Here is a 25,438-nt window from a genome sequence, read left to right on the forward strand (position 1 = left end):
CGCGTCGTCGGCGATCGGCGCGACCTTGTCCAGCAGGTGCCACAGGTGCCCGGCGTGCAGCAGGCCGGTCTCCAGGGCGGCCAGCGTGCCCGGCAGCCGGTGCACCAGGGTCAGCGACCGTTCCAGCAGCGCCTCGGCGGCCTGCGCGGTGAGGTTCAGCGCCAGCGCCAGCTCCGGGGTGGCCCAGCGCCGACCGCGCGCAGCGGCTCGGCGCGGGCGGCCCAGCGGTCCGGGCTCATCGCGCCGGGTTCGCCCTGGGCCCGGTCGGCCGAGGCCGGCCGGGAGGCGGCGAACGCGGCCACCGCCCGGGCCCGCCGCGCGGTCTGCCGGGCGATCTCCCGGTCGGCGGCCTGCACCGCGCCCAGCGGCCCGGACGCCCAGCCCACCGAAGGGGCGTCGGGGCGAGGCGGGCAGTCGGGCTCGAGCACCCCGAGTCCCGGCTCCCGCTCCATGTCTTCGATCATATGTTCGAACACCCGACCGGGCAAGGCCTGTGGACACGTAACGCCCGGTCAGGGCCTCGTGACCACCGACGGGCGAGGCTCGGCGCGGCGGGACCATCGATCCCGGAAGTGCCGAGGCGCGAGTCGCGGGCCGCAGCAGGGGACCGGCGGCGCGAGGCCCGCGACCCGGAGGTCAGGCCGGCGGCAGGTGCGCCACGCTGGCCGCGATCCCGGTGAGGTGCACCAGCCGCAGCAGCTCCGACCGGCGGTAGACCGGCCCCCCGGACCGGCCGAGCACCACCGCCGTCCGGTCGGTACCGAAGGGCGCGGCCATCATCTCGATGGCCATGTCGCGCCACCGGTCGGGCAGCCACTCCTCGTCACTGGGCAGCAGTCGCGGCGCCGGCATCGGCAGCCACGGCAGGACCATGCCGTCGAACGTGGGCGCGGCGTCGGAGGCGGCCAGCACCTCGCACGGCCGGTCGTCGCCGCCGTGCAGCACCACCGCCCAACCGCTGTGGAAGACCCGCGGCAGTTCGGCGGCGAGCAGCTTCACCGCGGTGCCCTCGGCGGCCCGGGCCAGGGACTCCAGGAGCTCGAGCTCGCGGTGGGTGTCCAGCGGGCCGGCGAACGGCCGCAGCGACTCCACCTGCACGCCGTCCACCGCCTGGGCGGCGGTGATGAGACTGTCCGGGAGCCGGTCGGCGGGGAGGTCGACCACGATGTCGTCGACGGCGACACCGCCGCCGCGCTCGAGCACGTCCACCGAGACGATGTCGACGCCGGCGGTGCCGAGGGCCGTGGCGACCGCCCCGAGGATGCCGGGGCGGTCAGGGACGACCAGACGCAGGAGAAAGGACACGGTTCCCTCCGAGGCGAGGTACGGGCCGATCTCCGTCGATCGTGGGCGGCACCAGCTTCCCGCATCGACGTGCGGGCGGTCGAGCGGCCCCCGCCGGGGCCGGGTGAGGCCTCCGCCACCGGACCGGGCCGCGGTGTGCCCCACGTACAGTGGCTGGGTTGCAGACGTGGTGAGGAACGCTCACCCGGAGCCGCCGAAGTGGAGTCCCGCCCCGACATGAGCACCCCCTCCCCGAAGGAATCCCGCGAGGACGCCGCCGCACTCGGGCGGGAGGACGTGGCCCACCTGGCCCGCCTCGCCCGGCTGTCCCTGACCGACGAGGAGCTCGACCACTTCGCGGGGCAGCTGTCCGCGGTGCTCGACGCGGTGGCGCAGGTCGGCAAGGCCGAGGCCGAGGACGTGCCGCCGATGACGCACGCCGTCCCGCTGACCAACGTCACGCGCCCCGACGTCGTCACCCCGAGCCTGCCGCGGGACGTCGTCCTCGCCGGTGCGCCTGCCGCGGAGGACGACCGCTTCCGCGTGCCGCAGATCCTGGGGGACGCGGAGTGAGTGACCTGACCCGCCTCGACGCCGCCGAGCTCGGCCGGCTGCTGGCCGCCGGCGAGGTGAGCTCCGTGGAGCTGACCCGGGCGCACCTCGACCGCATCGCCGCCGCCGACGACGTCCTCGGCGCCTACCTGCACGTCGACGCCGAGGCGGCGCTGGCCCGCGCCGCCGCGATCGACACCGCGCGCAACGCCGGCGAGGAGCTCGGGCCGCTGGCCGGCATCCCCGTGGCGCTCAAGGACGTCTTCGTCACCGAGGGCGTGCCGACCACAAGCGGCTCGAAGATACTCGAGGGCTGGCGGCCGCCGTACGACGCCACCGTCACCGCGCGGCTCAAGGACGCCGGCACGGTGCTGCTCGGCAAGACCAACATGGACGAGTTCGCCATGGGCTCCTCGACCGAGAACTCCGCCTACCGGCCGGCCCGCAACCCGTGGGACCCCGAGCGCATCCCCGGCGGCTCCTCGGGCGGGTCGTCGGCGGCGGTCGCCGGCCACCTCGCGCCGTGGGCGCTGGGCACCGACACCGGCGGCTCGATCCGCCAGCCGGCCGCCGTCACCGGGCTGGTGGGGCACAAGCCCACCTACGGCTCGGTCTCCAGGTACGGCCTCATCGCGTTCTCCTCCAGCCTGGACCAGGCCGGCCCGATGGCGCGCACCGTGCTCGACGCCGCGGTCCTGCACGAGGCGATCGGCGGCTACGACCCCCGCGACTCGACCAGCATCGACGCGCCGGTGCCCGTGGTGGTGAAGGCCGCCGGCGAGGGGGCCCGCGGGGAGCTCGCCGGGCTGCGCGTCGGCGTCGTCCGCGAGCTCGGTGGCGACGGGCACGCCGAGGGCTATGAGCCCGGCGTGCTCGCCCGGGTGCAGGAGACCGTGGCGCTGCTCGAGGGGATGGGCGCCGAGGTCCGCGAGGTCTCCTGCCCGTCCTTCGACCTGGCGCTGCCGGCCTACTACCTGATCGCCCCCAGCGAGGCGTCGTCCAACCTGGCCCGCTTCGAGGGCATGCGCTTCGGCCTGCGGGTCGGCGACGACGGCACCCACCACCTCGACGAGGTCATGTCGCTCACCCGCGAGCAGGGCTTCGGCGCCGAGGTCAAGCGCCGGATCATCCTGGGCACCTACGCGCTGTCGGCCGGCTACTACGACGCCTACTACGGGCAGGCGCAGAAGGTGCGCACGCTGATCACCCGCGACTTCACCGCCGCGTTCGACGACGTCGACGTGCTGGTCAGCCCGACCAGCCCGACCGTCGCCTGGCCGATCGGTGCCCGCGTGGACGACCCGCTGGCCATGTACGCCGCCGACCTGTGCACGCTGCCGGCCAGCCTCGCCGGGCTGCCCGCCATCTCGGTGCCGTGCGGGCTGTCCGACGGTCTGCCGGTCGGCTTCCAGGTGATGGCTCCCGCGCTGGCCGACGACCGCTGCTACCGGGTCGCCGCCGCCGTCGAGGCCGCGCTGGACGCCGCCCGCGGGCACCGGCTGCTCGACGAGCTCACGAACCGGGCCGCGGCGTGAACGGGGCACTCAAGGCCGCCTGGGCCCTCACCGGGTTCGTCGTCCTCGTCGGCCTGGTCGGCTGGATCGCGACCGGCGAGGTGTTCTTCGCCGTCTTCATCGTCCTCGGCCTGGTGACCGCCGCCGGTGCGTGGTTCTCCGGCCGCACCAGCCCCTCCGGTCCCGGCCGCCCCGCCTCGAAGGAGGACACCACCCCGTGACCACCACCCAGACCGGCGACCGCCTGGTCGACGTCGACGAGGTCCTCACCCGGTACGAGCCGCTCATCGGCCTGGAGACCCACGTCGAGCTGGGCACCGCGTCGAAGATGTTCTGCGGCTGCGCCACCACCTTCGGCGCCGAGCCCAACACCCAGACCTGCCCGGTCTGCCTGGGGCTGCCCGGCTCCCTGCCGGTCGCCAACGCCGCGGCGATCGAGGCCACGATCCGGATCGGGCTGGCGCTCGGCTGCCGGATCGCCGGCTGGTGCCGCTTCGCCCGGAAGAACTACTTCTACCCGGACATCCCCAAGGGCTTCCAGACCAGCCAGTACGACGAGCCGCTGTGCACGGCCGGCCACCTGGACGTCGAGGTCGACGGCGAGACCTACCGGGTGGAGATCGAGCGCGTGCACCTCGAGGAGGACACCGGGAAGAACCTGCACGTGGGTGGCGCCACCGGGCGCATCCACGGGGCCGACTACTCGCTGGTCGACTTCAACCGCGCCGGCATCCCGCTCGTCGAGATCGTCACCCGGCCGATCCCCGGCACCGGCGCCAAGGCCCCCGAGGTGGCCCGCGCCTACGTCACCGAGTTGCGCGACATCATCCAGACCCTCGGTGCCTCCGACGTCCGGATGGAGCAGGGCAGCCTGCGCTGCGACGTGAACACCTCCCTGGCGCCGATCGGCAGCCTGGAGTGGGGCACCCGCACCGAGACCAAGAACGTCAACTCGCTGCGCTCGGTCGAGCGGGCGGTGCGCTACGAGATGCGCCGGCAGGCCGCCGTCCTGGACGACGGCGGGCGGGTGCTGCAGGAGACGCGGCACTTCCACGAGGACACCGGCAGCACGTCGCCGGGGCGGAGCAAGGAGGAGGCCACCGACTACCGGTACTTCCCCGAGCCCGACCTCGTCCCCGTCGCGCCGGACGCCGAGTGGGTGGAGAAGCTGGCCGCCGAGCTGCCGGAGCTGCCGGCCGCCCGGCGCGCGCGGCTCAAGGAGGAGTGGGGCCTGTCGGCGACCGAGATGGCGTGGCTCACCGGCGCCGGTGCCCTCGGCCTGGTCGACGCCACGGTGGCCGCCGGCGCCTCGCCCGCGGACGCCCGCAAGTGGTGGCTGGGCGAGCTGGCGCGGCGGGCCAACGACGCCGGCGTGGAGCTCGCCGAGCTGCCGGTCACCCCGCGGCAGGTGGCCGAGCTGACCCGGCTGGTGGCCGAGGGAACGGTGAACGACCAGCTCGCCCGTCAGGCGCTCGACGGCGTGCTCGCCGGCGAGGGCGACCCCGCCCAGGTGGTGCAGGCGCGCGGACTGGCGGTCATGGGCGAGTCCGACGAGCTGGTCGCCGCGGTCGAGGCCGCGATCGCCGGGGCGCCGGACGTCGTCGCCAAGGTGCAGGGCGGCAAGGTCCAGGCCCTCGGCGCGCTGGTCGGCGCGGTCATGAAGGCCACCCGCGGCAAGGCCGACGCGGCGACCGTCAAGCGCATGCTCGAGGAGCGCGTCCTCGCCGGCTGAACAGCTGCGGTCCTCCCCGGAGGACCGCGAGGTCAGAGCGGGGAGTCGGCCGAGCCGCCCGGCGGGAGGACCCGCAGCACGCGGTCGTCCTCCTCGACCGGGGTGCCGAAGCCGTCCCGGTTCGACGTGGTGATCCACAGGGCGCCGTCGCCGTCCTGGACGACGGTGCGCAGCCGGCCGTAGCGCTCGGTGAGGAACTCGGCCGGCTCGCCGACGGGAGCACCGGCACCGTCCAGCTCGACGACGTGCACCCGCCGGCCGTCCATCGCGCCGAGGAACGCCGTGCGGCCGCCGATCGCGCAGCCGCCGAGGCCGCCCTCCTCGGCCGGGAAGTCCACCACCGGGTCGGTGGTGCCCGGGCCGGGGCCCGAGTCGCCGCCGAACACCACGCGGTCGAGGGCGTCGGGGCCCTGGGCCGCCTCGTCGGTGGCGAACAGGGCGTCCTCCCCGCCGAGGCACAGCGCGGTGACGTCGGAGTGGCCGCGGCTGTGCACCGGGCCTCCGCCGACCGGCTGGCCGAAGACGTCGACGTGCAGGACCTTGCCGGCCAGCGACGCCGGGTCGGCGGCCAGCGCGGGGTCGCCGACGTCGCCGGTGCCGACGTACAGGCTGCCGTCGACGCCGAAGACCAGCCCGCCGCCGTTGTGCACCTCGCCGCGCGGGATGCCGGTGAGCACCGGGTTCGGGGTGCCGCCGATGGGGAAGCGCACCACCCGGTTGTCGGTGGCGGTGGAGACGTAGGCGTAGAACAGGCCGTCCTCGTCGAAGGTCGGCGACAGCGCCAGCCCCAGCAGGCCGCCGTCGCCGGCGGCGTCGATGCCGGGGACGGTCATGAGCTCCTGGGCGGGGGAGCGGTCCGGGAAGACCTGCAGCAGCCGGCCGCTGTCCCGCTCGCCGACGACCGCGGTGCCGTCGGGCAGCACGACCAGTCCGGTCGGTACGGTGAGCCCGGAGGCGACGACGTTGGGGTCGCCGGCCTGCTCGCCGGAGTTCGGGTCGGCGGGGTCGCCGGGCGCCGGCGGCTGGGTCGGGTCCGCGGGCGGGCCGACCTGCGGCGGCGGGTCCTCGGGCAGCGGGCGGAACGGGCCGGCGGGCTCGTAGCCGTCCGCGCCGCACCCGGTCAGGACGGCGCCGAGCAGCAGGGTGCCGGCTCCCACGCCCGCCCGTCGCCCGCGCCGTCCCACCCCCAGCACAGTACGTGCGCGAGCTGGGAGGGGGCCTACAGTCGGAGCCCGTGCCTCCCGAGATCACCGGTGACAGGATCGTCGGCCCGGACGAGACGCTGCACGTCCTGGTCCCCTCCACGGCGCTGGCCACCGCGGTGCAGGGGATCTCGCCGCGGGTGCGGGCGCACCGCGTGCGGCCCGCCGACGGCCCGCCGTCCGGGGAGGCCGCGCAGGCCCAGGTGTGGGTGCCCGGCGGCGGCACCGGCCCGCAGGACGGGTTCGTGGAGGCGCTGCCCCGGCTGCGGCTGGTGCAGCTGCTCAGCGCCGGAGCCGAGCGGTTCGCCGGCCGGCTGCCCGACGGCGTCGTCCTGTGCAACGCCCGGGGCGCGCACACACCCTCGACGGCCGAGTGGATCATGGCTGCGGTCCTCGCCGCGCAGCGCGGCCTCCCCGAGCTGGTCCGCGAGCAGGCCGCCGGCCGCTGGACTCCGGTCACGTACCGCTCCCTCGTCGGCGCCCGGGTGCTGGTCGTCGGTGCCGGGGACATCGGCCGCACGGTCGGCGCGATGATGGCGCCCTTCGACGTCGAGCTGACCTACGTGGCCCGCACCGCGCGCGAGGGCGTCCACGGCACCGACGAGCTGCCGCGGTTGCTGCCGCAGGCCGACGTCGTCGTCGTCATCGTCCCGGTGACCCCCGGGACGGCCGGCCTGGTCGATGCCGCCTTCCTCGCCGCGATGCCGGACGGCGCCCTGCTGGTCAACGCCGCACGGGGCGTCGTCGTCGACACCGGGGCGCTGCTGGCCGAGCTGCGGGCCGGCCGGCTGCGCGCGGCCCTCGACGTCACCGATCCCGAGCCGCTGCCGGAGGGGCACCCGCTGTGGGAGGCCCCGGGGCTGCTGCTCACCCCGCACGTCGCGGGCATGGTGCCGGAGACCAACGAGCGCGCGGCCGCCGCCGTCGTCGCGCAGGTGCGGCGGGTCCTGGCCGGCAAGCCGCTGCAGAACGTCGTCGACGCGTACTAAGCGGGATCGGGGATCCGGCCGCCGGAGAGCGCGGCCAGGCGGGGGAGGTCGCCGACCCGCAGCACCGGCAGCCGCACCTCGGTGCCGGCCGTGGTGACCAGCCAGAGGTCGGCGCGCCGGCCGATCCGGATGCCGGCCAGCTCCGGCCACGGCACGAGCCGCCGCCCGGTCAGGGAGTGCACGGTGATCCCCTCGTCGCCGACGTCCACGCCCACCCGGACCACCCAGGCGCCGACGAGCACGGGCACGAGCAGGAACACCAGCGTCCAGGTGGCGGCGAAGGCCAGCGGGACGACGCAGACGACGAGCAGGACGACGGGGAGCAACGCCGTCCGGCTCATCCGCATCCGGACGGGGTCAGCCACGTCTGCCGATCCTCCCAGACCCGCTCAGCCGGTCAGCCGGTCCAGCCGGGCCGCCGTGTCACTGCCCGCCGCGGCGGTGTAGACGACGAGCTGCAGGCCCGGTGCGTCGGCCGGGGTGAGCTGGTGGTGCTCGAGCAGCAGCTCGCCGACGTCCGGGTGGCGGAAACGGCGCTCCCCGGAGCTGAACCGGTCGACGTCGTGGCTGGCCCACCCGGCGCGGAAGTGCGGGCTGGCCACCTCCAGCCGGGCGACCAGGTCGACGACCTCCCGGTCGGCCAGCCGCGGCCCGACCTCGGCGCGGAACTGGGTGAGGAAGCGCCGGCTGTCGGTGGTCCAGTCGCCCAGCAGCTCGCGGACGGCGGGATCGGCGAAGACCAGCCACAGCAGGTTCAGGTCCGCGGCCGGCACGGTGGCCACGCCCGGGTAGAGCCGCTCGTAGGCGCGGTTCCAGCCGACGATCGACCAGCTCGCGGTGATCACGTAGGCGGGGGAGGGGCCCAGCGCGTCGAGCAGCCGCTGCACGTGCGCTGGCATGCCGTCGGCGGCACCGGCCGGGACGGCGCCGTGCCCGGCCAGCCGCAGCACGTACTCGTGCTCGGCCGGGGACATCCGCAGCGTGCGGGCCAGGGCGTCGACCACCTGCCGCGACGGCCGGATGTCGCGGCCCTGCTCGAGCCACGTGTACCAGGTGTGGCCCACCCCGGACAGCAGCGCGACCTCCTCGCGCCGCAGCCCGGGGGTGCGGCGGGCGCCGCCGGCGGGCAGCCCGGCGACCCGCGGGTCGACCTGGCGGCGGCGCGAGCGGAGGAAGTCGGCCAGCTCGCGGCGCGCGGTCGCGGACAACGGCGGCTCCTGCGACGTCGGTGGTGGTGTCGGTACCAGTATCAACGGTCTCTCGGGTGGTTCCCGGGAACCGGCCTACGATCCCCGATCGTGACGACCGTCGATGACCGCAGGACCGCAGACGTCAAGCCGCGCAGCCGCGAGGTGACCGACGGCATCGCCAAGGCCCCGGCGCGGGCGATGCTGCGCGCCGTGGGCATGGGGGACGACGACTGGGAGAAGCCGCAGATCGGCGTCGCGTCGTCGTGGAACGAGATCACCCCCTGCAACCTCTCCCTCGACCGGCTGGCCAAGCGGGCCAAGGAGGGCGTGCACGCCGCCGGTGGCTATCCGCTGGAGTTCGGCACCATCTCGGTCTCGGACGGCATCTCCATGGGCCACGAGGGCATGCGCGCCTCGCTGGTCTCGCGGGAGGTCATCGCCGACTCGGTGGAGACGGTGGTCTTCGCCGAGCGGCTCGACGGCACGGTGCTCCTGGCCGGCTGCGACAAGTCGCTGCCCGGGATGCTCATGGCCGCCGCCCGGCTCGACCTCGCCAGCGTGTTCCTCTACTCGGGCTCGACGCTGCCCGGCAGGCTCGGGGACCGCGACCTGACGATCATCGACGTCTTCGAGGCCGTCGGCGCCTGTGCCCGCGGTCTGATCACCCGCGAGGAGCTCGGCGACATCGAGAAGGCCGCGTGTCCCGGGCAGGGCTCGTGCGGCGGCATGTACACCGCCAACACGATGGCCAGCGTCGCCGAGGCGCTCGGCATGGCGCTGCCCGGCAGCGCCGCCCCGCCGGCGCCCGACAGCCGCCGCGACGCCTTCGCGGTCGCCTCGGGCGAGGCCGTGGTCAACCTGCTCCGCAAGGGCATCACCGCCCGCCAGATCATGACCAAGGAGGCTTTCGAGAACGCCATCACCGTGGTCATGGCGCTCGGCGGCTCCACCAACGCCGTCCTGCACCTCATGGCCATGGCCCACGAGGCCCAGGTCGACCTCACCCTCGAGGACTTCAACCGGATCGGTGACCGCACGCCGCACCTGGCCGACGTCAAGCCGTTCGGCCGGTACGTGATGACCGACGTCGACCGCATCGGCGGCGTCCCGGTCGTGCTCCGCGCGCTGCTCGACGCCGGTCTGCTGCACGGCGACGCCCTGACCGTCACCGGCAGGACGATGGCCGAGAACCTCGCCGAGATCGCCCCGCCGGACCCGGACGGCACGATCATCCACGCGATGAACGAGCCGATCCACCGCACCGGCGGGCTGACCATCCTGCGCGGCTCCCTCTCGCCGGACGGCGCCGTGGTGAAGTCGGCGGGCTTCGACGCCGACGTCTTCGAGGGCACCGCGCGGGTCTTCGACGGTGAGCAGGGCGCGATGGACGCGGTCACCGAGGGCACGCTGCAGCCCGGCGACGTCGTCGTGATCCGCTACGAGGGCCCGAAGGGCGGCCCGGGCATGCGCGAGATGCTCGCCGTCACCGGCGCGATCAAGGGCGCGGGGCTGGGCAAGGACGTCCTGCTGCTCACCGACGGCCGGTTCTCCGGCGGGACGACGGGGCTCTGCGTGGGCCACGTCGCGCCGGAGGCCACCGACGGCGGCCCGATCGCGCTGGTGGCCGACGGCGACCGGATCCGGCTGGACCTCGCCGCCCGCACGCTCGACCTGCTCGTCGACGCCGACGAGCTGGACCGCCGGCGGCAGACCTGGCAGCCGCTGCCCCCGCGCTACACGACCGGGGTGCTCGGCAAGTACGCCAAGCTCGTCGGCTCGGCCTCGAAGGGCGCCATCTGCGACTGAAGGCGCTGGTCAGGGCAGGCACCCCCTTGGGGTGAGGCCCGCCCTGCTGCGCTGTTCCCACCCGCGGCCGGTGCCGAGACAGCGGGTGTGGACAGGCTGAGGTGGGTGCTCCTCGCGAGCGCCGTGGTGGTGGGGGCCGTGTGCGCGGTGTCCGCGGGCACGGCCGGTCCCCGGTCCGCCGGTGACGTGGCCGTCGCCGTGATGGGCCTGGCCGCGGCCGCGGTGATCTGGTGCGCCGGCCGCTCGCGGCAGTCGGGCGCGCGGGGGTGGCGGCTGATCGCCGTCGCCCCGGTCCTGCCCGTCGCCGGCTTCCTCGCCGTCGCGGTCGTGGCCCCCGCCGACCCGATGCAGCAGGCGCTGCTGCGCTGGCTGCCCACGACGGCCGGCTACCTGCTCGTGATCCTCGGCGCGCTCACGCTCGTCGACCGGGAGCGGCTGCGCCGCGGTGCCCGGTCCGGCGTCGAGCTCGCGCTCTTCGGCACCGCCTGCGTGCTCGCGGTCCAGCTGCTCGTCCTCGGCCCGGGCCGCAGCTGGCTGGACCTGCGACCGGCCCAGGCGCTCGTGCTGGGCGCCGCCGTCCTGACCACGTCGGCCACGATGACCGCGGCCCTGGTGCTGGTGGGCGTCATCGACAGCCACCGGCAGACCATGGCGCTGGTGCTGCTCGCCGGCATGATCCTCACGACCGCGGGGCGCGCGCTGGCCACCTCCGCGCTCCTCTCCGACTCCCTCGGCGCGACCGATCTGAGCCGCTTCCTCGTCACCGGCGGCCTGGCCCTGCTCGGCGCCGCCGCGCTGGCCGACCCCGGGCCCTGCGCGGACGGGCAGGACTGTCCCCGGCCCCGCAGCGGCCGCTCCACCCAGCTCGGGCAGCTGCTCCCGCACCTCGCCATGGTCGTCGCGCTGCTGAGCGGGGCGATCGCCGGGCTGATCACCGGCCGGTCCAACCCCGTGGTGCTCGCCGGTGTCCTGCTCTGCGCCGTCCTCACCGCCGTGCACCGCTGGGTGACCGCGCGCGACGAGCAGCGCCTGGGCGCGCGGCTGCGGCGCAGCGAGGCCTACTTCCGCTCGCTGGTCTCCTCCAGCGGCGACGCGGTCCTCATCCTCGACGAGGACCTGCGGGTCACCTGGGCCTCGCCGACCCTCGGGACGGCGCTCGGCGAAACCGGCCGCGTGGTGGCCGGCCGGGACCTGCTGGAGCTGGTCCACCCGGAGGACGCGCTGCCGGTCGCCCGCGCGCTGCAGCCGGCCGACGCGGGAGCCCCGGCGACCGGGCTGCTGCCGCTGCGGGTGCGGCACGCCGACGGCACCTGGCGGCAGCTGGAGGCCAGCGTCTCCGACCTGCGCCGCGACGCGTCCGTCGGCGCGGTCGTGCTGCACTGCCGGGACACCACCGACCGCGTCGAGCGCGAGCGCGCCCTGGAGCAGGTGGCCTTCACCGACCCCCTCACCGGCCTGCCCAACCGGGCGGGCAGCGAGCGTGCCGTCGAGGACGCGCTCGCCGCGGCGGGGACCCCCGGCGCGCCGTGCCGCAGCCTGCTGCTGATCGAGCTGGCCGGCCTCGAGGAGGTCCGCGAGAACGCCGGGCTGCACGTGGCCAGCGACGTGCTGGTCGAGATCGGCCGCCGGCTGCGGGCCACCGTCCGCGGCGGGGACATGGTCGCCCGGGTCAGCGGCGGCGCGTTCACCGTCCTCGCCGAGGGCACCCCCCAGGTCGTCGACCTGCTCGCCGACCGCCTGCTGTCGGTCCTCGAACAGCCCCTGGACACCCGCGGCGGCATCTTCGACCTCAGCGGCAGCGTGGGCGTCGTCGAGCTGGAGCCGGGGCTGACCGTCGCCGGGCTGCTGGTGCGGTCCGAGCTCGCCGTGCGCGCGGCGGCGGCCAGCGGTCCCGGGAGCGCCCTGCGCTACCGCGAGGCCCTCGGCTCCGCCGCCGACCGCCGGACCCGGCTGCGGGACGACCTGCCCGGCGCCTGGACCCGCGGCGAGCTCTCGGTCCTCTTCCAGCCCGTGGTCTGCCTCGAGCAGCAGCGGGTGACCGGCGTCGAGGCGCTGCTGCGCTGGCGGCACCCGGAGCTCGGGGAGGTGCCCCCGGCCGAGTTCGTGCCGATCGCCGAGCGCGCCGGCGTCATCGGGGAGCTGCAGCGGTGGGCCCTCGAGCAGGCGGCCGCCGCGGCGGTCCTGCTCCCGGAGACCGGCGCCCCGCTGCGGCTGGGCGTGAACATCTCCGCGTCGCACGTCGCCGCCCGCACCCTCGTCGGTGACGTGGCCGCGGTGCTGCGCTCGACGGGCCTGGCCCCCGAGCGGCTGGTCCTCGAGATCACCGAGGCGACGGTGGACGCCGACGGCGACCACGTGGCCGTCGACATCGAGGCGCTGCGGCTCATGGGCGTGCACGTCGCCCTCGACGACTTCGGCACCGGGCACTCGTCGATGGCGCACCTGACCCGGCTGCCGATCGACGTCCTCAAGCTGGACCGCTCCTTCGTGTCCCGGATCGACCGGGACCCCAAGAGCCGGGCCCTGTTCGAGTCGGTCGTGGCCATCGGCCGCGCCCTGGGCCTCGACGTCGTGGCCGAGGGCGTGGAGACCCCGGCCCAGCTCGGTGCCCTGCGCGGCGCCGGCTGCGGGTTCGCCCAGGGCTTCCTGCTGGCCCGGCCGATGCGGCTGGGCGAGCTCACCGACCTGCTCTGCGACGGCGCCGGCCTCCTGTGGCCCGGCCTCGTCGGCTCCCGATGACGACCGGGGCACCGGCCGGGCGGCGCACCTCCGACCGGCCGGCCGGCGGCCGCGCCCGGGGACGGCGCCGCGACACCGCGGCCGCGCTCGGCCTGCTGGCCGTCCTCGGCGTGGCGATCGCGGTGGTCGAGACGACGGCCGCGGACGCCGCCCTGAGCGTCGGCCCGGCCCTGCTCGCGGCCGGCTCGTGGGTCGCCGCCCTCGTCGTGGCGCGGCACGGAGCCCGGCTGCCTGCCGGCTCCACCGGGCCGTGGCGCGCCTTCGCCCTCGCCACCGGGCTGCTGGGCCTGGGGCAGGCGGCCAGCGCGCTGGTCGGCGTCGGGGTCAACACCAGCGAGGCGGGCTGGCACGACCTGCCGCTGGTGGCCGCCGTGCCCGTCGCCCTCACCGCGTGCGCCCGGCTGCTGCCCGCCGCCGGTCGCCGGCCCATCGGGTCCCGCGCGCTGCTCGACGGCGGCATCGTGCTCGTGGCGGTCGCGCTGCTGGGCGAGGCGCTCCTGGCCGACGCCGCCGCCCGCTCGGGCGGCGTCGCCGACGCGCTCGTCTCCGTCGGCTACCCGGCCGTGGGCGCCCTGCTCTGCGGCGTCGGGCTGGTCACGGTGGCCGCCGTCGACGACGCCCGGCGCCCCGCGGCCGCCTGGCTGCTGACCGCCTTCGTGGCGCTCGCCGTCGTGGTGGTCAGCGGCGCCCTCGCGGTCACCCTGCGCAGCACCGGCCTCGACGTCGTCACCGGCCTGGCCTGGCTGGCCATGCTCGGCGCCGGGATCCGGGCGGTCGACGCCGACCCCGGCCGGCTCCGCGAGGACCCCGAGCAGCCGGGCGCGCTGCCGCTGGCCGGCGTGGTCTTCAGCAACTGCGCGGCCTTCGGCGTCGCCCTGTTCCTCGCCGTCGGGGTCGCCGTGGGGCGCTCCGTCTCCGCGGTGGAGGGGGTCGGCATCACCGTGCTCATGCTGCTGACCTTCGTGCGCTGCCTCCTCTGGGCCGCCGACGGGGAGCGGCTGACCCGCCGCGTCCGCCGCACCGAGGGGTGGCTGCGGGCGCTGCTGCACAGCGGCGAGGCGGTCACCGTCCTGCTCGACGGCGAGGGCCGGGTCGCCTGGGCCACCGGGCCGGTGCGCGACCAGCTCGGCTGGGCCGCCCGCGATCTCTCCGGCCGTGCCCTGCTCGCCCTGGTCCACCCCGGCGACCGGGAGCTCCTCGGGCGCGTGGCGGCCGCGGTGCGCGCCGGAGGGCAGCCGGTGGAGCTGCCCGCGACGCTGCGCCTGGGCACCCGCGACGGCGACTGGCGCGACGTCGAGGTCTCCGGCGCGGCCCGCACCGGGGGAGAGGACGACGGGCTGGTCCTGCACCTGCGCGACGTCAGCGCCCGCGGCCGCACCCAGCGGGAGCTCGAGCGGCTGGCCTACACCGACTTCCTCACCGGCCTGCCCAACCGCGCCCGGTTCATGGCCGCCCTGGCCGACCAGGACACCGCCCAGGCGTGCGTGCTGCTCATCGACCTCGACGGGTTCAAGGCGGTCAACGACGTGGCCGGCCACGACGCCGGCGACCGGCTGCTGTGCGAGGTGGCCGAGAGCCTGCGCGCGGCCGCCCGCGAGAAGGACGTCGTGGCGCGGCTCGGTGGCGACGAGTTCGCCGTCCTCGTGCGCGCCGACCGCGCGGAGGCGACGGCTCTGGCCGAGCGCCTGGTGGACCTGCTCGACCGGGAGCACCGCCCGGCCACGCCCGGCGGGACGACGTCCCAGGGGCCGGTGTTCGCGGTCTCCGGCAGCGTCGGCCTGGCCGAGCTGCGCCCGGGCACCGACCCCTCGGAGGCCCTGCGCCGCGCCGACCTCGCGCTGCGGACGGCGAAGTCCGACGGGAAGAACTGCGTCCGCTCGTCGGGAGAGGCCCTCGACCGCGCCGTCGACCGGCGGGCCGGCCTGGCGCGCGACCTGCCCGCGGCGATCGCCGACGGGCACCTGACGGTGGCCTTCCAGCCGGTGGTCGGCGTCCTCGAGCGGCGCATCCTGGGCCTGGAGGCCCTCGTCCGGTGGCAGCACCCGGAGTACGGCGCCGTCCCGCCCGACGAGTTCGTCGGCCTGGCCGAGGACGACGGCCTGGTCGTCCCCCTCCAGCGCTGGGTGCTCGGCGCCGCCACCGCTGCGCTGGCTCCGCTGCTGGCCGCCGGGTACGACGTGCAGCTCGGCGTGAACATCTCCATCCGCCACCTGCAGGCCGGCTGCCTGGCCGCCGACGTCGCGCGGGCGCTGGCCGACTCGGGCGTGCCGGCGCACCGACTGATGCTCGAGATCACCGAGTCGGTGCTCATGGGCGCGGGCGACCGGATGGAGGGCGACCTGGCCGCGCTGCGGGAGATGGGCTGCGTCCTCTCCCTCGACGACTTCGGCAAGGGCCACTCCTCCCTGGCGCGGCTGGCCCGGCTGCCGGTCGACGTGCTCAAGATGGACCGCGCCTTCGTCGCCCACATCGAGGACGACCCGCGCACCGCCGTGCTCGTCGGCAGCGTCATCGAGCTCGGGCGCACGCTCGGCATGGACGTCGTGGCCGAGGGCGTGGAGACCGCCGGCCAGCTGGCCGCGCTCGACCGGCTCGGCTGCCGGTTCCTGCAGGGTTTCCTGCTCGGCGAGCCGGTGCCCGCCGGGGAGCTGTCGGCGCTGCTGGCCGGGTTCGACCCCGCGGTGCTCGACGGCGCGGGCATCCCGTCCCACGTCTGACAGCCGCCACGCCCACACAGTGGGACGACATGGTTGACGACCGGACCGCCGAGGCGCACAGTGGGCGGGTGCGCTCGGCCTGCCTGCTCCTCGTAGTCGCCTAGCGCGTCGGTGGCCCGACCGACGCGCTGACCCCTCTGTGCCCGCAGGCACGAGGGGTCTTTCGTTTGCGGGCCCCGGACACCCCGCCGGACGACGGCCACTCGCGCCCGCAGGCACCCGCGCCGCACACCGCACGGCCCCCGAACCGAGGCCCCGACCGGGGCACTGCCAGGAGACGCCATGAACAGCACCACCCCGGGCGAGTCCGCCACCCGCGAAGCGGCCGCGTCGCTCACCGGTGTCGAGACGACCGCCCGCTCGGTCGCGGCCGCCGCCGAGCCGGCGACCGGCATCACGGGGGCGCAGAGCCTCGTCCGGTCGCTCGAGGCGGTCGGCGTCGAGGTGGTGTTCGGGATCCCGGGCGGGGCGATCCTGCCCGCCTACGACCCGCTGTTCGACTCCAAGGTGCGCCACGTCCTGGTCCGCCACGAGCAGGGCGCCGGCCACGCGGCCACCGGCTACGCGCAGGCCACCGGGCGGGTCGGCGTCTGCATGGCGACCTCCGGGCCGGGCGCGACCAACCTGGTGACCCCGCTGGCCGACGCGCACATGGACTCGGTCCCGATCGTGGCCATCACCGGCCAGGTGCCCAGCGCCGCGATCGGCACCGACGCCTTCCAGGAGGCCGACATCCGCGGCATCACGATGCCGATCACCAAGCACAACTTCCTGGTCACCGACGCCCGCGAGATCCCGCAGCGGATCGCCGAGGCCTTCCACCTGGCCTCCACCGGCCGGCCCGGTCCCGTCCTCGTCGACATCCCCAAGGACGTTCTGCAGGCGACCACCGACTTCTCCTGGCCGCCGCGGCTGGAACTGCCCGGCTACAAGCCGACCACCCGCCCGCACGGCAAGCAGGTGCGCGAGGCCGCCACGCTGATCGCCGGCGCCCGCCGGCCGGTGCTCTACGTCGGAGGCGGCGTCCTCAAGGCGCAGGCCACCGCGGAGCTGGCCGAGCTGGCCGAGCTGACCGGCGCACCGGTGGTCACCACCCTCATGGCCCGCGGCGCGTTCCCGGACAGCAGCCCGCAGCACCTGGGCATGCCCGGCATGCACGGCACGGTCGCCGCGGTCACCGCGCTGCAGAAGTCCGACGTCATCGTCGCCCTGGGCGCGCGCTTCGACGACCGGGTGACCGGCCAGCTCTCCTCGTTCGCCCCCGACGCGCAGGTGGTGCACGCCGACATCGACCCGGCCGAGATCGGTAAGAACCGCCGGGCCGACGTGCCGATCGTCGGCGACGCGCGGGAGACCATCGCCGAGCTCGTGACCGCGCTGCGCGCCGAGCACGAGGCGGGCCGCACCCCCGATCTCGCCGCCTGGTGGGCGCAGCTGGAGCAGTGGCGCTCGACCTACCCGCTGGGCTACGACTGGCCCGAGGACGGCACGCTCTCGCCGCAGTACGTCATCGAGCGGCTGGGCGCGATCGCCGGGCCGGACGCGATCTACACCGCCGGCGTCGGCCAGCACCAGATGTGGGCCGCGCAGTTCATCCGCTACGAGAAGCCCGGCACCTGGCTCAACAGCGGCGGCCTCGGGACGATGGGCTACGCCGTCCCCGCGGCGATGGGCGCCAAGTACGGCCGCCCGGAGACCACGGTCTGGGCCATCGACGGCGACGGCTGCTTCCAGATGACCAACCAGGAGCTGGCCACCTGCGCCATCGAGGGCATCCCGGTCAAGATCGCCGTCATCAACAACGGCAACCTCGGGATGGTCCGCCAGTGGCAGACCCTCTTCTACGAGGGCCGCTACTCCAACACCAAGCTGCACGCGCTCAACGAGGACGGCACCCCCAAGCCGGTGCGCATCCCCGACTTCGTCCTGCTCGCCGAGGCGATGGGGTGCGTCGGGCTGCGCTGCGAGACCAAGGACGACGTCGACGCGGTGATCGAGAAGGCCATGGCGATCGACGACGCCCCGGTGGTCATCGACTTCGTGGTCGGCCACGACGCCCAGGTGTGGCCGATGGTCGCCGCCGGCGCCAGCAACGACGACATCATGGCCGCGCGCGGCATCCGCCCGGTCTTCGGCGACGGCCAGGTCTGAGGAGACAGCGAGAGATGACCCGCCACACCCTGTCGGTCCTCGTCGAGAACAAGTCCGGCGTCCTCGCCCGGGTCTCGGCGCTGTTCAGCCGGCGCGCGTTCAACATCGAGTCGCTGGCCGTCGGCCCGACCGAGAACCCCGACCTGTCCCGGATGACGATCGTCGTCGACGCGGAGACCGCGCCGCTGGAGCAGATCACCAAGCAGCTGAACAAGCTCATCGAGGTCATCAAGATCGTCGAGCTCGAGTCGACCGCCGCGGTCCAGCGCGAGCTGCTGCTGGTCAAGGTGCGCGCGCCGATGGCCGACCGCACGCAGGTGCTGCAGACCGCCGAGCTGTTCCGCGCGCACGTCGTCGACGTCAACACCGAGACCGTGACGCTGGAGGCGACCGGCACCCCGGACAAGCTCCAGGCCCTGCTCGCCGTCCTCGCCCCGCTGGGGATCAAGGAGATGGCGCAGTCGGGCACAGTCGCCCTGGGGCGGGGTCCGCGGTCGATGTCGGGCGCCGGTACCTTGCGCCCGGTCGAGCGCACCGCCTAGACCCCAGCCCCGTCAGGGCCGAAGTGGCCACTTTGGCCCTCCCGCTATCGAAGGAGCACCACCGCATGGCCGCCGAGATCTTCTACGACGACGACGCCGACCTGTCGATCATCCAGGGGCGCACCGTCGCCGTCCTGGGCTACGGCAGCCAGGGGCACGCCCACGCGCTGTCGCTGCGCGACTCGGGCGTCGACGTCCGGGTGGGCCTGCCCGAGGGCAGCAAGAGCCGGCCCAAGGCCGAGGCCGAGGGTCTGCGGGTCGTGACGCCGTCCGAGGCCGCCGCCGAGGCCGACCTGATCATGATCCTGGCGCCCGACCACGTGCAGCGGAACCTGTACAAGGAGTCGGTCGAGCCCAACCTGCAGGACGGCGACGCGCTGTTCTTCGGCCACGGCTTCAACATCCGCTTCGGCTACATCAAGCCCCCGGCCGGTGTGGACGTCGCCATGGTCGCCCCGAAGGGCCCGGGCCACCTCGTGCGCCGCGAGTTCGAGAACGGCAAGGGCGTGCCCTGCCTGGTCGCCGTGGAGCAGGACGCCAGCGGCTCGGCGCTGCCGCTGGCGCTGTCCTACGCCAAGGCGATCGGCGGCGCGCGGGCCGGCGTCATCAAGACCACCTTCGCCGAGGAGACCGAGACCGACCTGTTCGGCGAGCAGGCCGTGCTCTGCGGCGGCATGTCGGCGCTCGTGGCCGCGGGCTTCGAGACCCTCATCGAGGCCGGCTACCAGCCCGAGATCGCCTACTTCGAGTGCCTGCACGAGCTCAAGCTGATCGTCGACCTCATGTACGAGGGCGGCATCGCCAAGCAGCGCTGGTCGGTGTCCGACACCGCCGAGTACGGCGACTACACGACCGGCCCGAAGATCGTCGACGAGCACGTCAAGGCGACGATGAAGGACGTCCTCGCGGCCATCAAGGACGGCTCCTGGGCCGCCGCGTTCATCGCCGACCAGGACGCCGGCGCGCCGGACTTCAAGCGCCGCCGGGCCGAGGCCGAGGCGCACCCGATCGAGGAGACCGGGCGCAAGCTGCGCGGCCTGATGAGCTGGGTGTCGGCGTCGGACGACTACACCGGGACCGCCGCCCGCAACTGACGACCGACGAGAGGCCCCCGCTGCCGGTTCGGCAGCGGGGGCCTCGGTCTGTCGGGACGGGGTCCTCTCACTACCGCCCGCCGCGGGCGGCGAAGAACCGGGTGGACGCCGGCTGCCTGAGCAGCACGACCATGCCGGCGCCGACGGCGGCGAGCACGACCGACCAGAAGGCGAACTGCCCCTGGACCAGCGACGTGACGATCCCGAGGACACCCAGGCCGGCGGTGACCCCGCCGCCGATGGTCAGCACCCGGCCGCCCCGGCCGGTCAGCGCCTGGACGCCGCCCCAGATGTTCACGGCGGCGATCGCCAGGTAGAGCGCCCCGAAGACGCCGAACACCGGGATGACCGAGGCCGCGGCCAGGAGCACGAGCGCGTTCAGCAACGCGAAGAACGCGACGAGGAACCCGAGCAGGACCGCGCCGAGCACCTGGGCTGGCCGCCGGGCGACCGGGCCGGACGGCACCGGCGCACCCGGCGCGAGGGGTTCCGGCTGGGATCCGCTGGGACCGGTCATCGGACGGCCGGCGGTCAGCGACCGCGGCGCGCGCGGTGCGCGGCGAAGAACGCGGCGGCCGGCTTCATGGCGAGCAGGACGACGATCGCCACCGCGGCCAGGAAGAACAGCAGGCTCCAGATGACGCCGCCGGCCCCGTTGACGTCGGCGTCGGCGAGGCTCCCGATCAGGCCCAGCCCGGTGAAGAAGACCGCGATCGACCCGCCCACGAGGAGCATGACGCGGCTGCGGCCGGTCAGCGCCCAGATCGCGCCCCAGATCATCACGACGGTCCAGGCCAGCATCAGCAGGCCGATGACGACCCCGACGCCCACGGCCGCGCCGGCCGCCGACCCGATGCCCGGGACGAGGTCGTCCAGGTCGCCGGACGCGCCGCCGACCGCCGCCACGAAGACGAGCAGGATCAGGCTGAAGACGACGCCGATGGCGCCGAAGACGAAGCCGAGGACCGCCGCGGTGATGACGCCGCCGGGCTTGGCGGGCACCGCCGACTGCCCGTACTGCCCGTACTGCTGCGCGTAGCCGCCCGGCTGCCCGTACTGCTGCGGGTAACCCGGCTGCTGGCCGTAGGGCTGGCCCTGGCCGTACTGCCCGTACTGCTGGCCGTACGGCTGCTGGGGCTGCCCGTACTGCTGCCCGTACCCCTGGCCGTACTCCTGGCCCTGCGGCTGGCCGTACTCCTGGCCGTACCCCGGGCTGCCCTGGGGCTGCCCGTACTGCTGCGGCTGGCCGTACTGCGAGCCGGAGCCCGAGCCGTGCTCGTTGTCCTGGGTGCTCATGATCTCCTCCGTCGGCGCCGGCTGTGCCGACTCTGCGTGAGCAGCATCTCGGCCGGACCACCGCCCGGCAAGCACGCCCACCCCTTCGGCGGGGGGTGTCGCGCCGGGGTGACCTCGCCACGGAGCGTGCGCGGGAGGGGCTGGCCGGGGCAGCGCGGGGCTCCGTCCCTAGGCTGTGGACCCGTGTCCACGAGCGCGCCCGTCGTCCTGATCGCCGAAGAACTCGCCCCGAGCGTGCTGGAGGTACTCGGGAACGAGGTCGAGATCCGTCACGTCGACGGCGCCGACCGGTCCGCCCTGCTTCCGGCGCTCGCCGACGCTGCGGCCGTCATGATCCGCAGCGCCACCCAGATCGACGCCGAGGCGCTGGCCGCCGCGCCGAACCTGAAGGTGGTCGCGCGCGCCGGGATCGGCCTGGACAACGTGGACGTCGCCGCCGCCACCGAGCGCGGGGTCATGGTGGTCAACGCGCCGACGTCGAACATCGTCAGCGCCGCCGAGCACGCCGTGGCCCTGCTGCTGGCCGCCGCCCGCCACATCCCCGCCGCCGACGCGTCGCTGCGCGAGGGCACCTGGAAGCGCTCGAAGTTCAGCGGCGTCGAGGTGACCGACAAGGTCGTCGGCGTCGTCGGGCTGGGCCGGATCGGTCAGCTGGTCGCCCAGCGGCTGGCCGCCTTCGGCGTCACGCTCATCGCCTACGACCCCTACATCCAGCCCGGTCGGGCGGCGCAGCTCGGTGTCCGCATGGTGTCGCTGGAGGAGCTGCTCCGCGAGGCGGACTTCATCACCGTCCACCTGCCGAAGACGCCGGAGACCCTCGGGCTGATCGGTGCCGCGGAGCTGGCCACCACCAAGCGCGGGGTGATCATCGTCAACGCGGCCCGCGGGGGGCTCGTCGACGAGGCGGCGCTGGCCGACGCGCTGCGCTCCGGGCAGGTGGGTGCCGCGGGCATCGACGTGTACGCCAAGGAGCCGTGCACCGACAGCCCGCTGTTCGGCCTGCCCAACACGGTGGTCACCCCGCACCTGGGCGCCTCGACCACGGAGGCGCAGGACAAGGCCGGCACCGCGGTGGCGCACTCGGTGCGACTGGCGCTGCAGGGCGAGTTCGTCCCCGACGCGGTGAACGTCCAGGCCGGTGGCGTCGTCGCCGAGGACGTGCGGCCGGGCCTGCCCCTGGCCGAGAAGCTCGGCCGGCTGTTCACCGCGGTCGCCGGCGGGCTGGCCCAGTCGGTCACCGTCGACGTCCGGGGCAAGATCGCCGAGTTCGACGACTCGGTGCTCCAGCTCGCGGTCCTCAAGGGCGTGTTCTCCGACGTCATCGAGGAGCAGGTCACCTACGTCAACGCCCCGCTGTTCGCCGAGCAGCGCGGCCTCGACGTCGCGCTGACCAGCGACGAGGAGAGCCCCGACTACCGCAACCTCGTGAGCGTGCACGGCGCGATGGCCGACGGCACGGAGGTCACCGTCTCCGGCACGCTGTTCGGCAAGAACCAGGTGCCCAAGCTCGTCGAGATCAACGGCTTCGACATGGACCTGGACCCGTCGGGCTACCTGCTGTTCTTCGTCTACACCGACCGGCCCGGCGTCGTCGGCACCGTCGGCGCCGCGCTGGGGGAGGCCGGCATCAACATCGCCGGTGCCCAGGTAAGCCGCACGCAGCGCGGCGGCGAGGCGCTCATGGCGGTGACCGTGGACAGCCCCGTGCCGGCCGAGCTGCTCGGCGACATCGCCGGCCGGATCGGCGCGCGCGAGGCCCGCTCGGCGGACCTCACCCCGCGCTGAAATAGGGTCTCTCCCCATGCGCCTGGCAGTGATCCCTGGAGACGGCATCGGCCCCGAGGTGGTGGCCGAGGGCCTCAAGGTCCTCCGCGAGGTGGCTCCCGACGTGGAGAGCACCCCGTACGACCTCGGTGCCATGCGGTGGCAGCGGACGGGGGAGCTGCTCCCCGACACGGTGCTCGACGAGCTGCGCGGGCACGACGCGATCCTGCTCGGGGCCATCGGTGACCCCAGCGTCCCGCCGGGGATCCTCGAGCGGGGGCTGCTGCTGCGGCTGCGCTTCGAGCTCGACCACCACGTCAACCTGCGCCCGGCCCGGCTCTTCGACGGCGTGCGCAGCCCGCTGGCCGACCCCGGCCCGATCGACATGCTGTGCGTGCGCGAGGGCACCGAGGGGCCCTACGTCGGCAACGGCGGCGTCCTGCGCAAGGACACCCCGCACGAGATCGCCACCGAGGTCAGCCTCAACACCGCCTTCGGCGTCGAGCGGGTCGTCCGGTACGCGTTCGAGCGGGCGACGGCCCGCCCCCGCCGGCACCTCACGCTGATCCACAAGACCAACGTGCTCACCCACGCCGGCTCGCTGTGGTCACGGGTCGTCGAGGAGGTCGCGGCGGAGTTCCCCGAGGTCACCGTCGCCTACCAGCACGTCGACGCCGCGACGATGTTCTTCATCACCGACCCCGGCCGCTACGACGTCATCGTGACCGACAACCTCTTCGGCGACATCGTCACCGACGTCGCCGCGGCGGTCACCGGCGGCATCGGCCTGGCCGCCAGCGGCAACCTCGACGCCTCCGGCACCAACCCGAGCATGTTCGAGCCGGTGCACGGCTCGGCGCCCGACATCGCCGGCCAGGGCAAGGCCGACCCCACGGCGACCGTGCTGTCGGTGGGCCTCCTGCTCGAGCACCTCGGCCGCACCGACCAGGCGAAGAAGGTCAACGCCGCGGTCGCCTTCGACCTGTCCACCCGCGAGCCGCAGGGCCCGGTGCGCACCCAGGAGGTCGGCGACCGCCTCGCGGCGCTCGCCAGCGGCTGAGCGGTCACCGCCGCCGTCCCCGGTACGGGAGTGCCGAGGACGGCGGACGACGTGCTTTACTCGACGTGATGCACCCCACCGGCCTGATCATCATCGCCTAGCGCGCAGTCACCCTCCCGACTGCGCGCAGACCTCCCGTACCCGGGGGGTCTTTTTCGTGTTCGGGCCGTTGCCGACACCCCCGGAGAACCGATGTCCCTCGATCCCGCCACCGACCTCGACTTCCACGTCTTCGACACCACCCTGCGCGACGGCGCCCAGCGCGAGGGCGTCAGCTACTCGGTCGCCGACAAGCTCGCGGTCGCCCGCCTGCTCGACGAGATCGGGGTCGGCTTCATCGAGGGCGGGTGGCCCGGGGCGCTGCCCAAGGACACCGAGTTCTTCGCCCGCGCCCGCTCCGAGCTCAAGCTGCGGCACGCCCAGCTGGTCGCCTTCGGTGCCACCCGCAAGGCCGGCGTCCGGGTCGAGGAGGACGCCCAGGTGCGCGCCCTGCTGGACGCCGAGACCCCGGTGGTCTGCCTGGTCGCGAAGTCCGACGTCCGGCACGTGCGGGAGGCGCTGCGGACGACGCTCGAGGAGAACCTCGCGATGGTGGCCGACACCGTCGCCTTCTTCGTGGCGCACGGCCGCCGGGTGTTCCTCGACTGCGAGCACTTCTTCGACGGCTACAAGGCCGACCGCGACTACGGCGTGCGCGTGCTCGAGGCCGCGTTCGGCGCCGGGGCCGAGGTCGGCGTCCTGTGCGACACCAACGGCGGGATGCTGCCGATGGACGTCGCGCGGGTCGTCGCCGACGTCCGGTCGCGCACCAGCGGCAGGCTGGGCATCCACTGCCAGGACGACACCGGCTGCGCGGTGGCCAACAGCCTGGCCGCCGTCGAGGCCGGGGTGACCCACGTGCAGGGGACGGCGAACGGCTACGGGGAGCGGGCCGGCAACGCCGACACCTTCGTGCTGATCGCCAACCTGGTCACCAAGATGGGCCTGCCGGTCGTGCCGGCGGAGTGCCTCCCCGAGCTGCAGCGGGTCAGCCACGCGATCGCCGAGCTGGCCAACATCGCCCCCGACGACCACCAGCCCTTCGTCGGGGTGTCGGCGTTCGCGCACAAGGCCGGCCTGCACGCCTCCGCGATCAAGGTCAGCCCGGAGCTGTACAACCACCTGGACCCGACCGTCGTCGGCAACGACATGCGCATCCTGGTCACCGAGATGGCCGGCCGGGCCTCGGTCGAGCTGAAGGGCCGCGAGCTCGGCGTGGACCTCGACGGCCAGGCCGACGCGATCGGCCGGGTCGTCGACCAGGTCAAGGTGCTCGAGGCCGACGGCTGGTCGTTCGAGGCCGCCGACGCCTCCTTCGAGCTGCTGCTGCGCGCCCAGCTGCCCGACGCGCCGGCCCCGCTGTTCGAGCTGGAGAGCTACAAGACCTCCGTCGAGCACTGGAGCAACGGCGTCGTGGTCAGCGAGGCCACGGTCAAGGTGCACGTGGACGGCGAGCGGATCATCAGCACCGGGGAGGGCAACGGCCCGGTCAACGCCCTGGACAACGCGCTCCGCCAGGCACTGGTCAGCCGGTACCCGCGGCTGGCCGACGTCTCGCTGGCCGACTACAAGGTCCGCATCCTGGGCTGGAAGGGCGGCACCAGTGCGACCACGCGGGTGCTGGTCAGCACCACCGACGGCGTGGGCGAGTGGACCACCGTGGGCGTCCACGACAACGTCGTCGAGGCCTCCTGGCACGCCCTCGTCGACGCCCTCACCTACGCCGTCCGGCTGCGCTGAGCGCGAGGACCGCGTCCCGGGTCCTCC

The 25,438-nt window shown here is 74.7% G+C and carries 21 protein-coding genes; 14 read left to right on the forward strand and 7 right to left on the reverse strand.

Annotated features, from left to right (window positions below; translation table 11 throughout):
• Positions 1-155 precede the first annotated feature (155 nt).
• Together MY520_RS08795 and MY520_RS08800 are read right to left on the reverse strand one after the other, a co-directional pair.
• On the reverse strand, positions 156-452 hold the full coding sequence (locus tag MY520_RS08795) for a hypothetical protein (RefSeq protein ID WP_436691707.1): 297 nt from the start codon (positions 450-452) through the stop codon (positions 156-158).
• Positions 453-636: 184 nt separating this feature from the next.
• Positions 637-1,305 carry an ACT domain-containing protein gene (locus MY520_RS08800; RefSeq protein ID WP_436691708.1) on the reverse strand — a complete coding sequence of 223 codons (669 nt, stop codon included), beginning with the start codon at positions 1,303-1,305 and terminating at the stop codon, positions 637-639.
• A 216-nt stretch (positions 1,306-1,521) separates the two neighbouring features.
• On the opposite strand from MY520_RS08800, the gene gatC reads away from it, so the two are divergent.
• The 4 genes from gatC to gatB are packed head-to-tail and all read left to right on the forward strand — an operon-like array spanning position 1,522 to position 5,082.
• On the forward strand, positions 1,522-1,857 hold the full coding sequence (gatC, locus tag MY520_RS08805; protein ID WP_436691709.1) for an Asp-tRNA(Asn)/Glu-tRNA(Gln) amidotransferase subunit GatC: 336 nt from the start codon (positions 1,522-1,524) through the stop codon (positions 1,855-1,857).
• On the forward strand, positions 1,854-3,371 hold the full coding sequence (gatA, locus tag MY520_RS08810) for an Asp-tRNA(Asn)/Glu-tRNA(Gln) amidotransferase subunit GatA (protein ID WP_436691710.1): 1,518 nt from the start codon (positions 1,854-1,856) through the stop codon (positions 3,369-3,371). Before gatC ends, gatA begins: the two co-directional genes overlap by 4 nt.
• Positions 3,368-3,571, forward strand: coding sequence for a hypothetical protein (locus tag MY520_RS08815; RefSeq protein WP_436691711.1), 204 nt, complete (start codon positions 3,368-3,370; stop codon positions 3,569-3,571). Before gatA ends, MY520_RS08815 begins: the two co-directional genes overlap by 4 nt.
• Entirely contained in the window at positions 3,568-5,082 is a 1,515-nt protein-coding gene (gene gatB, locus MY520_RS08820) for an Asp-tRNA(Asn)/Glu-tRNA(Gln) amidotransferase subunit GatB (protein ID WP_436691712.1), read from the forward strand. Before MY520_RS08815 ends, gatB begins: the two co-directional genes overlap by 4 nt.
• 32 nt (positions 5,083-5,114) lie before the next feature.
• On the opposite strand, the gene MY520_RS08825 is transcribed toward gatB, so the two are convergent.
• On the reverse strand, positions 5,115-6,239 hold the full coding sequence (locus tag MY520_RS08825; protein ID WP_436691713.1) for a PQQ-dependent sugar dehydrogenase: 1,125 nt from the start codon (positions 6,237-6,239) through the stop codon (positions 5,115-5,117).
• Between the two features lie 77 nt (positions 6,240-6,316).
• On the opposite strand from MY520_RS08825, the gene MY520_RS08830 reads away from it, so the two are divergent.
• Positions 6,317-7,273 carry a 2-hydroxyacid dehydrogenase gene (locus tag MY520_RS08830; protein WP_436691714.1) on the forward strand — a complete coding sequence of 319 codons (957 nt, stop codon included), beginning with the start codon at positions 6,317-6,319 and terminating at the stop codon, positions 7,271-7,273.
• On the opposite strand, the gene MY520_RS08835 is transcribed toward MY520_RS08830, so the two are convergent.
• A complete protein-coding gene (locus MY520_RS08835) occupies positions 7,270-7,638 on the reverse strand; it encodes a PH domain-containing protein (RefSeq protein WP_436691715.1) in 369 nt (122 codons plus the stop codon). The two genes, MY520_RS08830 and MY520_RS08835, sit on opposite strands and share 4 nt — an antisense overlap.
• Before the next feature lie 24 nt (positions 7,639-7,662).
• Positions 7,663-8,481 (reverse strand): helix-turn-helix transcriptional regulator, encoded by an 819-nt coding sequence (locus tag MY520_RS08840; protein WP_436691716.1) that lies wholly within the window; start codon positions 8,479-8,481, stop codon positions 7,663-7,665.
• A 90-nt stretch (positions 8,482-8,571) separates the two neighbouring features.
• On the opposite strand from MY520_RS08840, the gene ilvD reads away from it, so the two are divergent.
• The 6 genes from ilvD (at position 8,572) to ilvC (ending at position 19,512) form a co-directional block, all read left to right on the forward strand.
• On the forward strand, positions 8,572-10,269 hold the full coding sequence (gene ilvD / locus MY520_RS08845; protein ID WP_436691717.1) for a dihydroxy-acid dehydratase: 1,698 nt from the start codon (positions 8,572-8,574) through the stop codon (positions 10,267-10,269).
• 105 nt (positions 10,270-10,374) lie between these two features.
• Positions 10,375-13,008, forward strand: coding sequence for a putative bifunctional diguanylate cyclase/phosphodiesterase (locus tag MY520_RS08850; RefSeq protein WP_436691718.1), 2,634 nt, complete (start codon positions 10,375-10,377; stop codon positions 13,006-13,008).
• Positions 13,005-15,725 (forward strand): putative bifunctional diguanylate cyclase/phosphodiesterase, encoded by a 2,721-nt coding sequence (locus tag MY520_RS08855; protein WP_436691719.1) that lies wholly within the window; start codon positions 13,005-13,007, stop codon positions 15,723-15,725. Before MY520_RS08850 ends, MY520_RS08855 begins: the two co-directional genes overlap by 4 nt.
• A 282-nt stretch (positions 15,726-16,007) precedes the next feature.
• Positions 16,008-17,876, forward strand: coding sequence for an acetolactate synthase large subunit (locus tag MY520_RS08860; protein ID WP_436691720.1), 1,869 nt, complete (start codon positions 16,008-16,010; stop codon positions 17,874-17,876).
• Between the two features lie 14 nt (positions 17,877-17,890).
• Positions 17,891-18,418 carry an acetolactate synthase small subunit gene (gene ilvN, locus MY520_RS08865; protein WP_436691721.1) on the forward strand — a complete coding sequence of 176 codons (528 nt, stop codon included), beginning with the start codon at positions 17,891-17,893 and terminating at the stop codon, positions 18,416-18,418.
• 65 nt (positions 18,419-18,483) lie between these two features.
• Complete coding sequence (gene ilvC, locus MY520_RS08870; protein WP_436691722.1) at positions 18,484-19,512, forward strand: ketol-acid reductoisomerase; 1,029 nt, start codon at positions 18,484-18,486, stop codon at positions 19,510-19,512.
• A gap of 70 nt (positions 19,513-19,582) precedes the next feature.
• On the opposite strand, the gene MY520_RS08875 is transcribed toward ilvC, so the two are convergent.
• Both MY520_RS08875 and MY520_RS08880 read right to left on the reverse strand, forming a co-directional pair.
• Entirely contained in the window at positions 19,583-19,978 is a 396-nt protein-coding gene (locus MY520_RS08875; protein ID WP_436691723.1) for a hypothetical protein, read from the reverse strand.
• Between the two features lie 65 nt (positions 19,979-20,043).
• Complete coding sequence (locus tag MY520_RS08880; protein ID WP_436691724.1) at positions 20,044-20,808, reverse strand: hypothetical protein; 765 nt, start codon at positions 20,806-20,808, stop codon at positions 20,044-20,046.
• Positions 20,809-20,991: 183 nt separating this feature from the next.
• Here MY520_RS08880 and serA point away from each other — a divergent pair, with 183 nt between their 5' ends.
• From serA to cimA, 3 genes are all read left to right on the forward strand, one after another.
• On the forward strand, positions 20,992-22,593 hold the full coding sequence (serA, locus tag MY520_RS08885) for a phosphoglycerate dehydrogenase (protein WP_436691725.1): 1,602 nt from the start codon (positions 20,992-20,994) through the stop codon (positions 22,591-22,593).
• A 16-nt stretch (positions 22,594-22,609) separates the two neighbouring features.
• Positions 22,610-23,632: a 3-isopropylmalate dehydrogenase gene (locus tag MY520_RS08890; protein WP_436691726.1), complete on the forward strand. Its 1,023-nt coding sequence runs from the start codon at positions 22,610-22,612 to the stop codon at positions 23,630-23,632.
• A gap of 192 nt (positions 23,633-23,824) precedes the next feature.
• Complete coding sequence (cimA, locus tag MY520_RS08895) at positions 23,825-25,411, forward strand: citramalate synthase (protein WP_436691727.1); 1,587 nt, start codon at positions 23,825-23,827, stop codon at positions 25,409-25,411.
• Positions 25,412-25,438 lie beyond the last annotated feature (27 nt).

The sequence above is a fragment of the Geodermatophilus sp. CPCC 205506 genome (assembly GCF_051383635.1).
Taxonomy (GTDB): Bacteria; Actinomycetota; Actinomycetes; order Mycobacteriales; family Geodermatophilaceae; genus Geodermatophilus.

What these genes read in the sequence shown, in the direction of transcription:
- MY520_RS08795 (WP_436691707.1), bottom strand. Translation starts at nt 452, where the DNA reads ATGGAGCGGGAGCCGGGACTCGGGGTGCTCGAGCCCGACTGCCCGCCT.
- gatC (WP_436691709.1), top strand. Translation starts at nt 1,522, where the DNA reads ATGAGCACCCCCTCCCCGAAGGAATCCCGCGAGGACGCCGCCGCACTC.
- MY520_RS08855 (WP_436691719.1), top strand. Translation starts at nt 13,005, where the DNA reads ATGACGACCGGGGCACCGGCCGGGCGGCGCACCTCCGACCGGCCGGCC.
- MY520_RS08860 (WP_436691720.1), top strand. Translation starts at nt 16,008, where the DNA reads ATGAACAGCACCACCCCGGGCGAGTCCGCCACCCGCGAAGCGGCCGCG.
- ilvN (WP_436691721.1), top strand. Translation starts at nt 17,891, where the DNA reads ATGACCCGCCACACCCTGTCGGTCCTCGTCGAGAACAAGTCCGGCGTC.
- ilvC (WP_436691722.1), top strand. Translation starts at nt 18,484, where the DNA reads ATGGCCGCCGAGATCTTCTACGACGACGACGCCGACCTGTCGATCATC.
- MY520_RS08880 (WP_436691724.1), bottom strand. Translation starts at nt 20,808, where the DNA reads ATGAGCACCCAGGACAACGAGCACGGCTCGGGCTCCGGCTCGCAGTAC.
- MY520_RS08890 (WP_436691726.1), top strand. Translation starts at nt 22,610, where the DNA reads ATGCGCCTGGCAGTGATCCCTGGAGACGGCATCGGCCCCGAGGTGGTG.
- cimA (WP_436691727.1), top strand. Translation starts at nt 23,825, where the DNA reads ATGTCCCTCGATCCCGCCACCGACCTCGACTTCCACGTCTTCGACACC.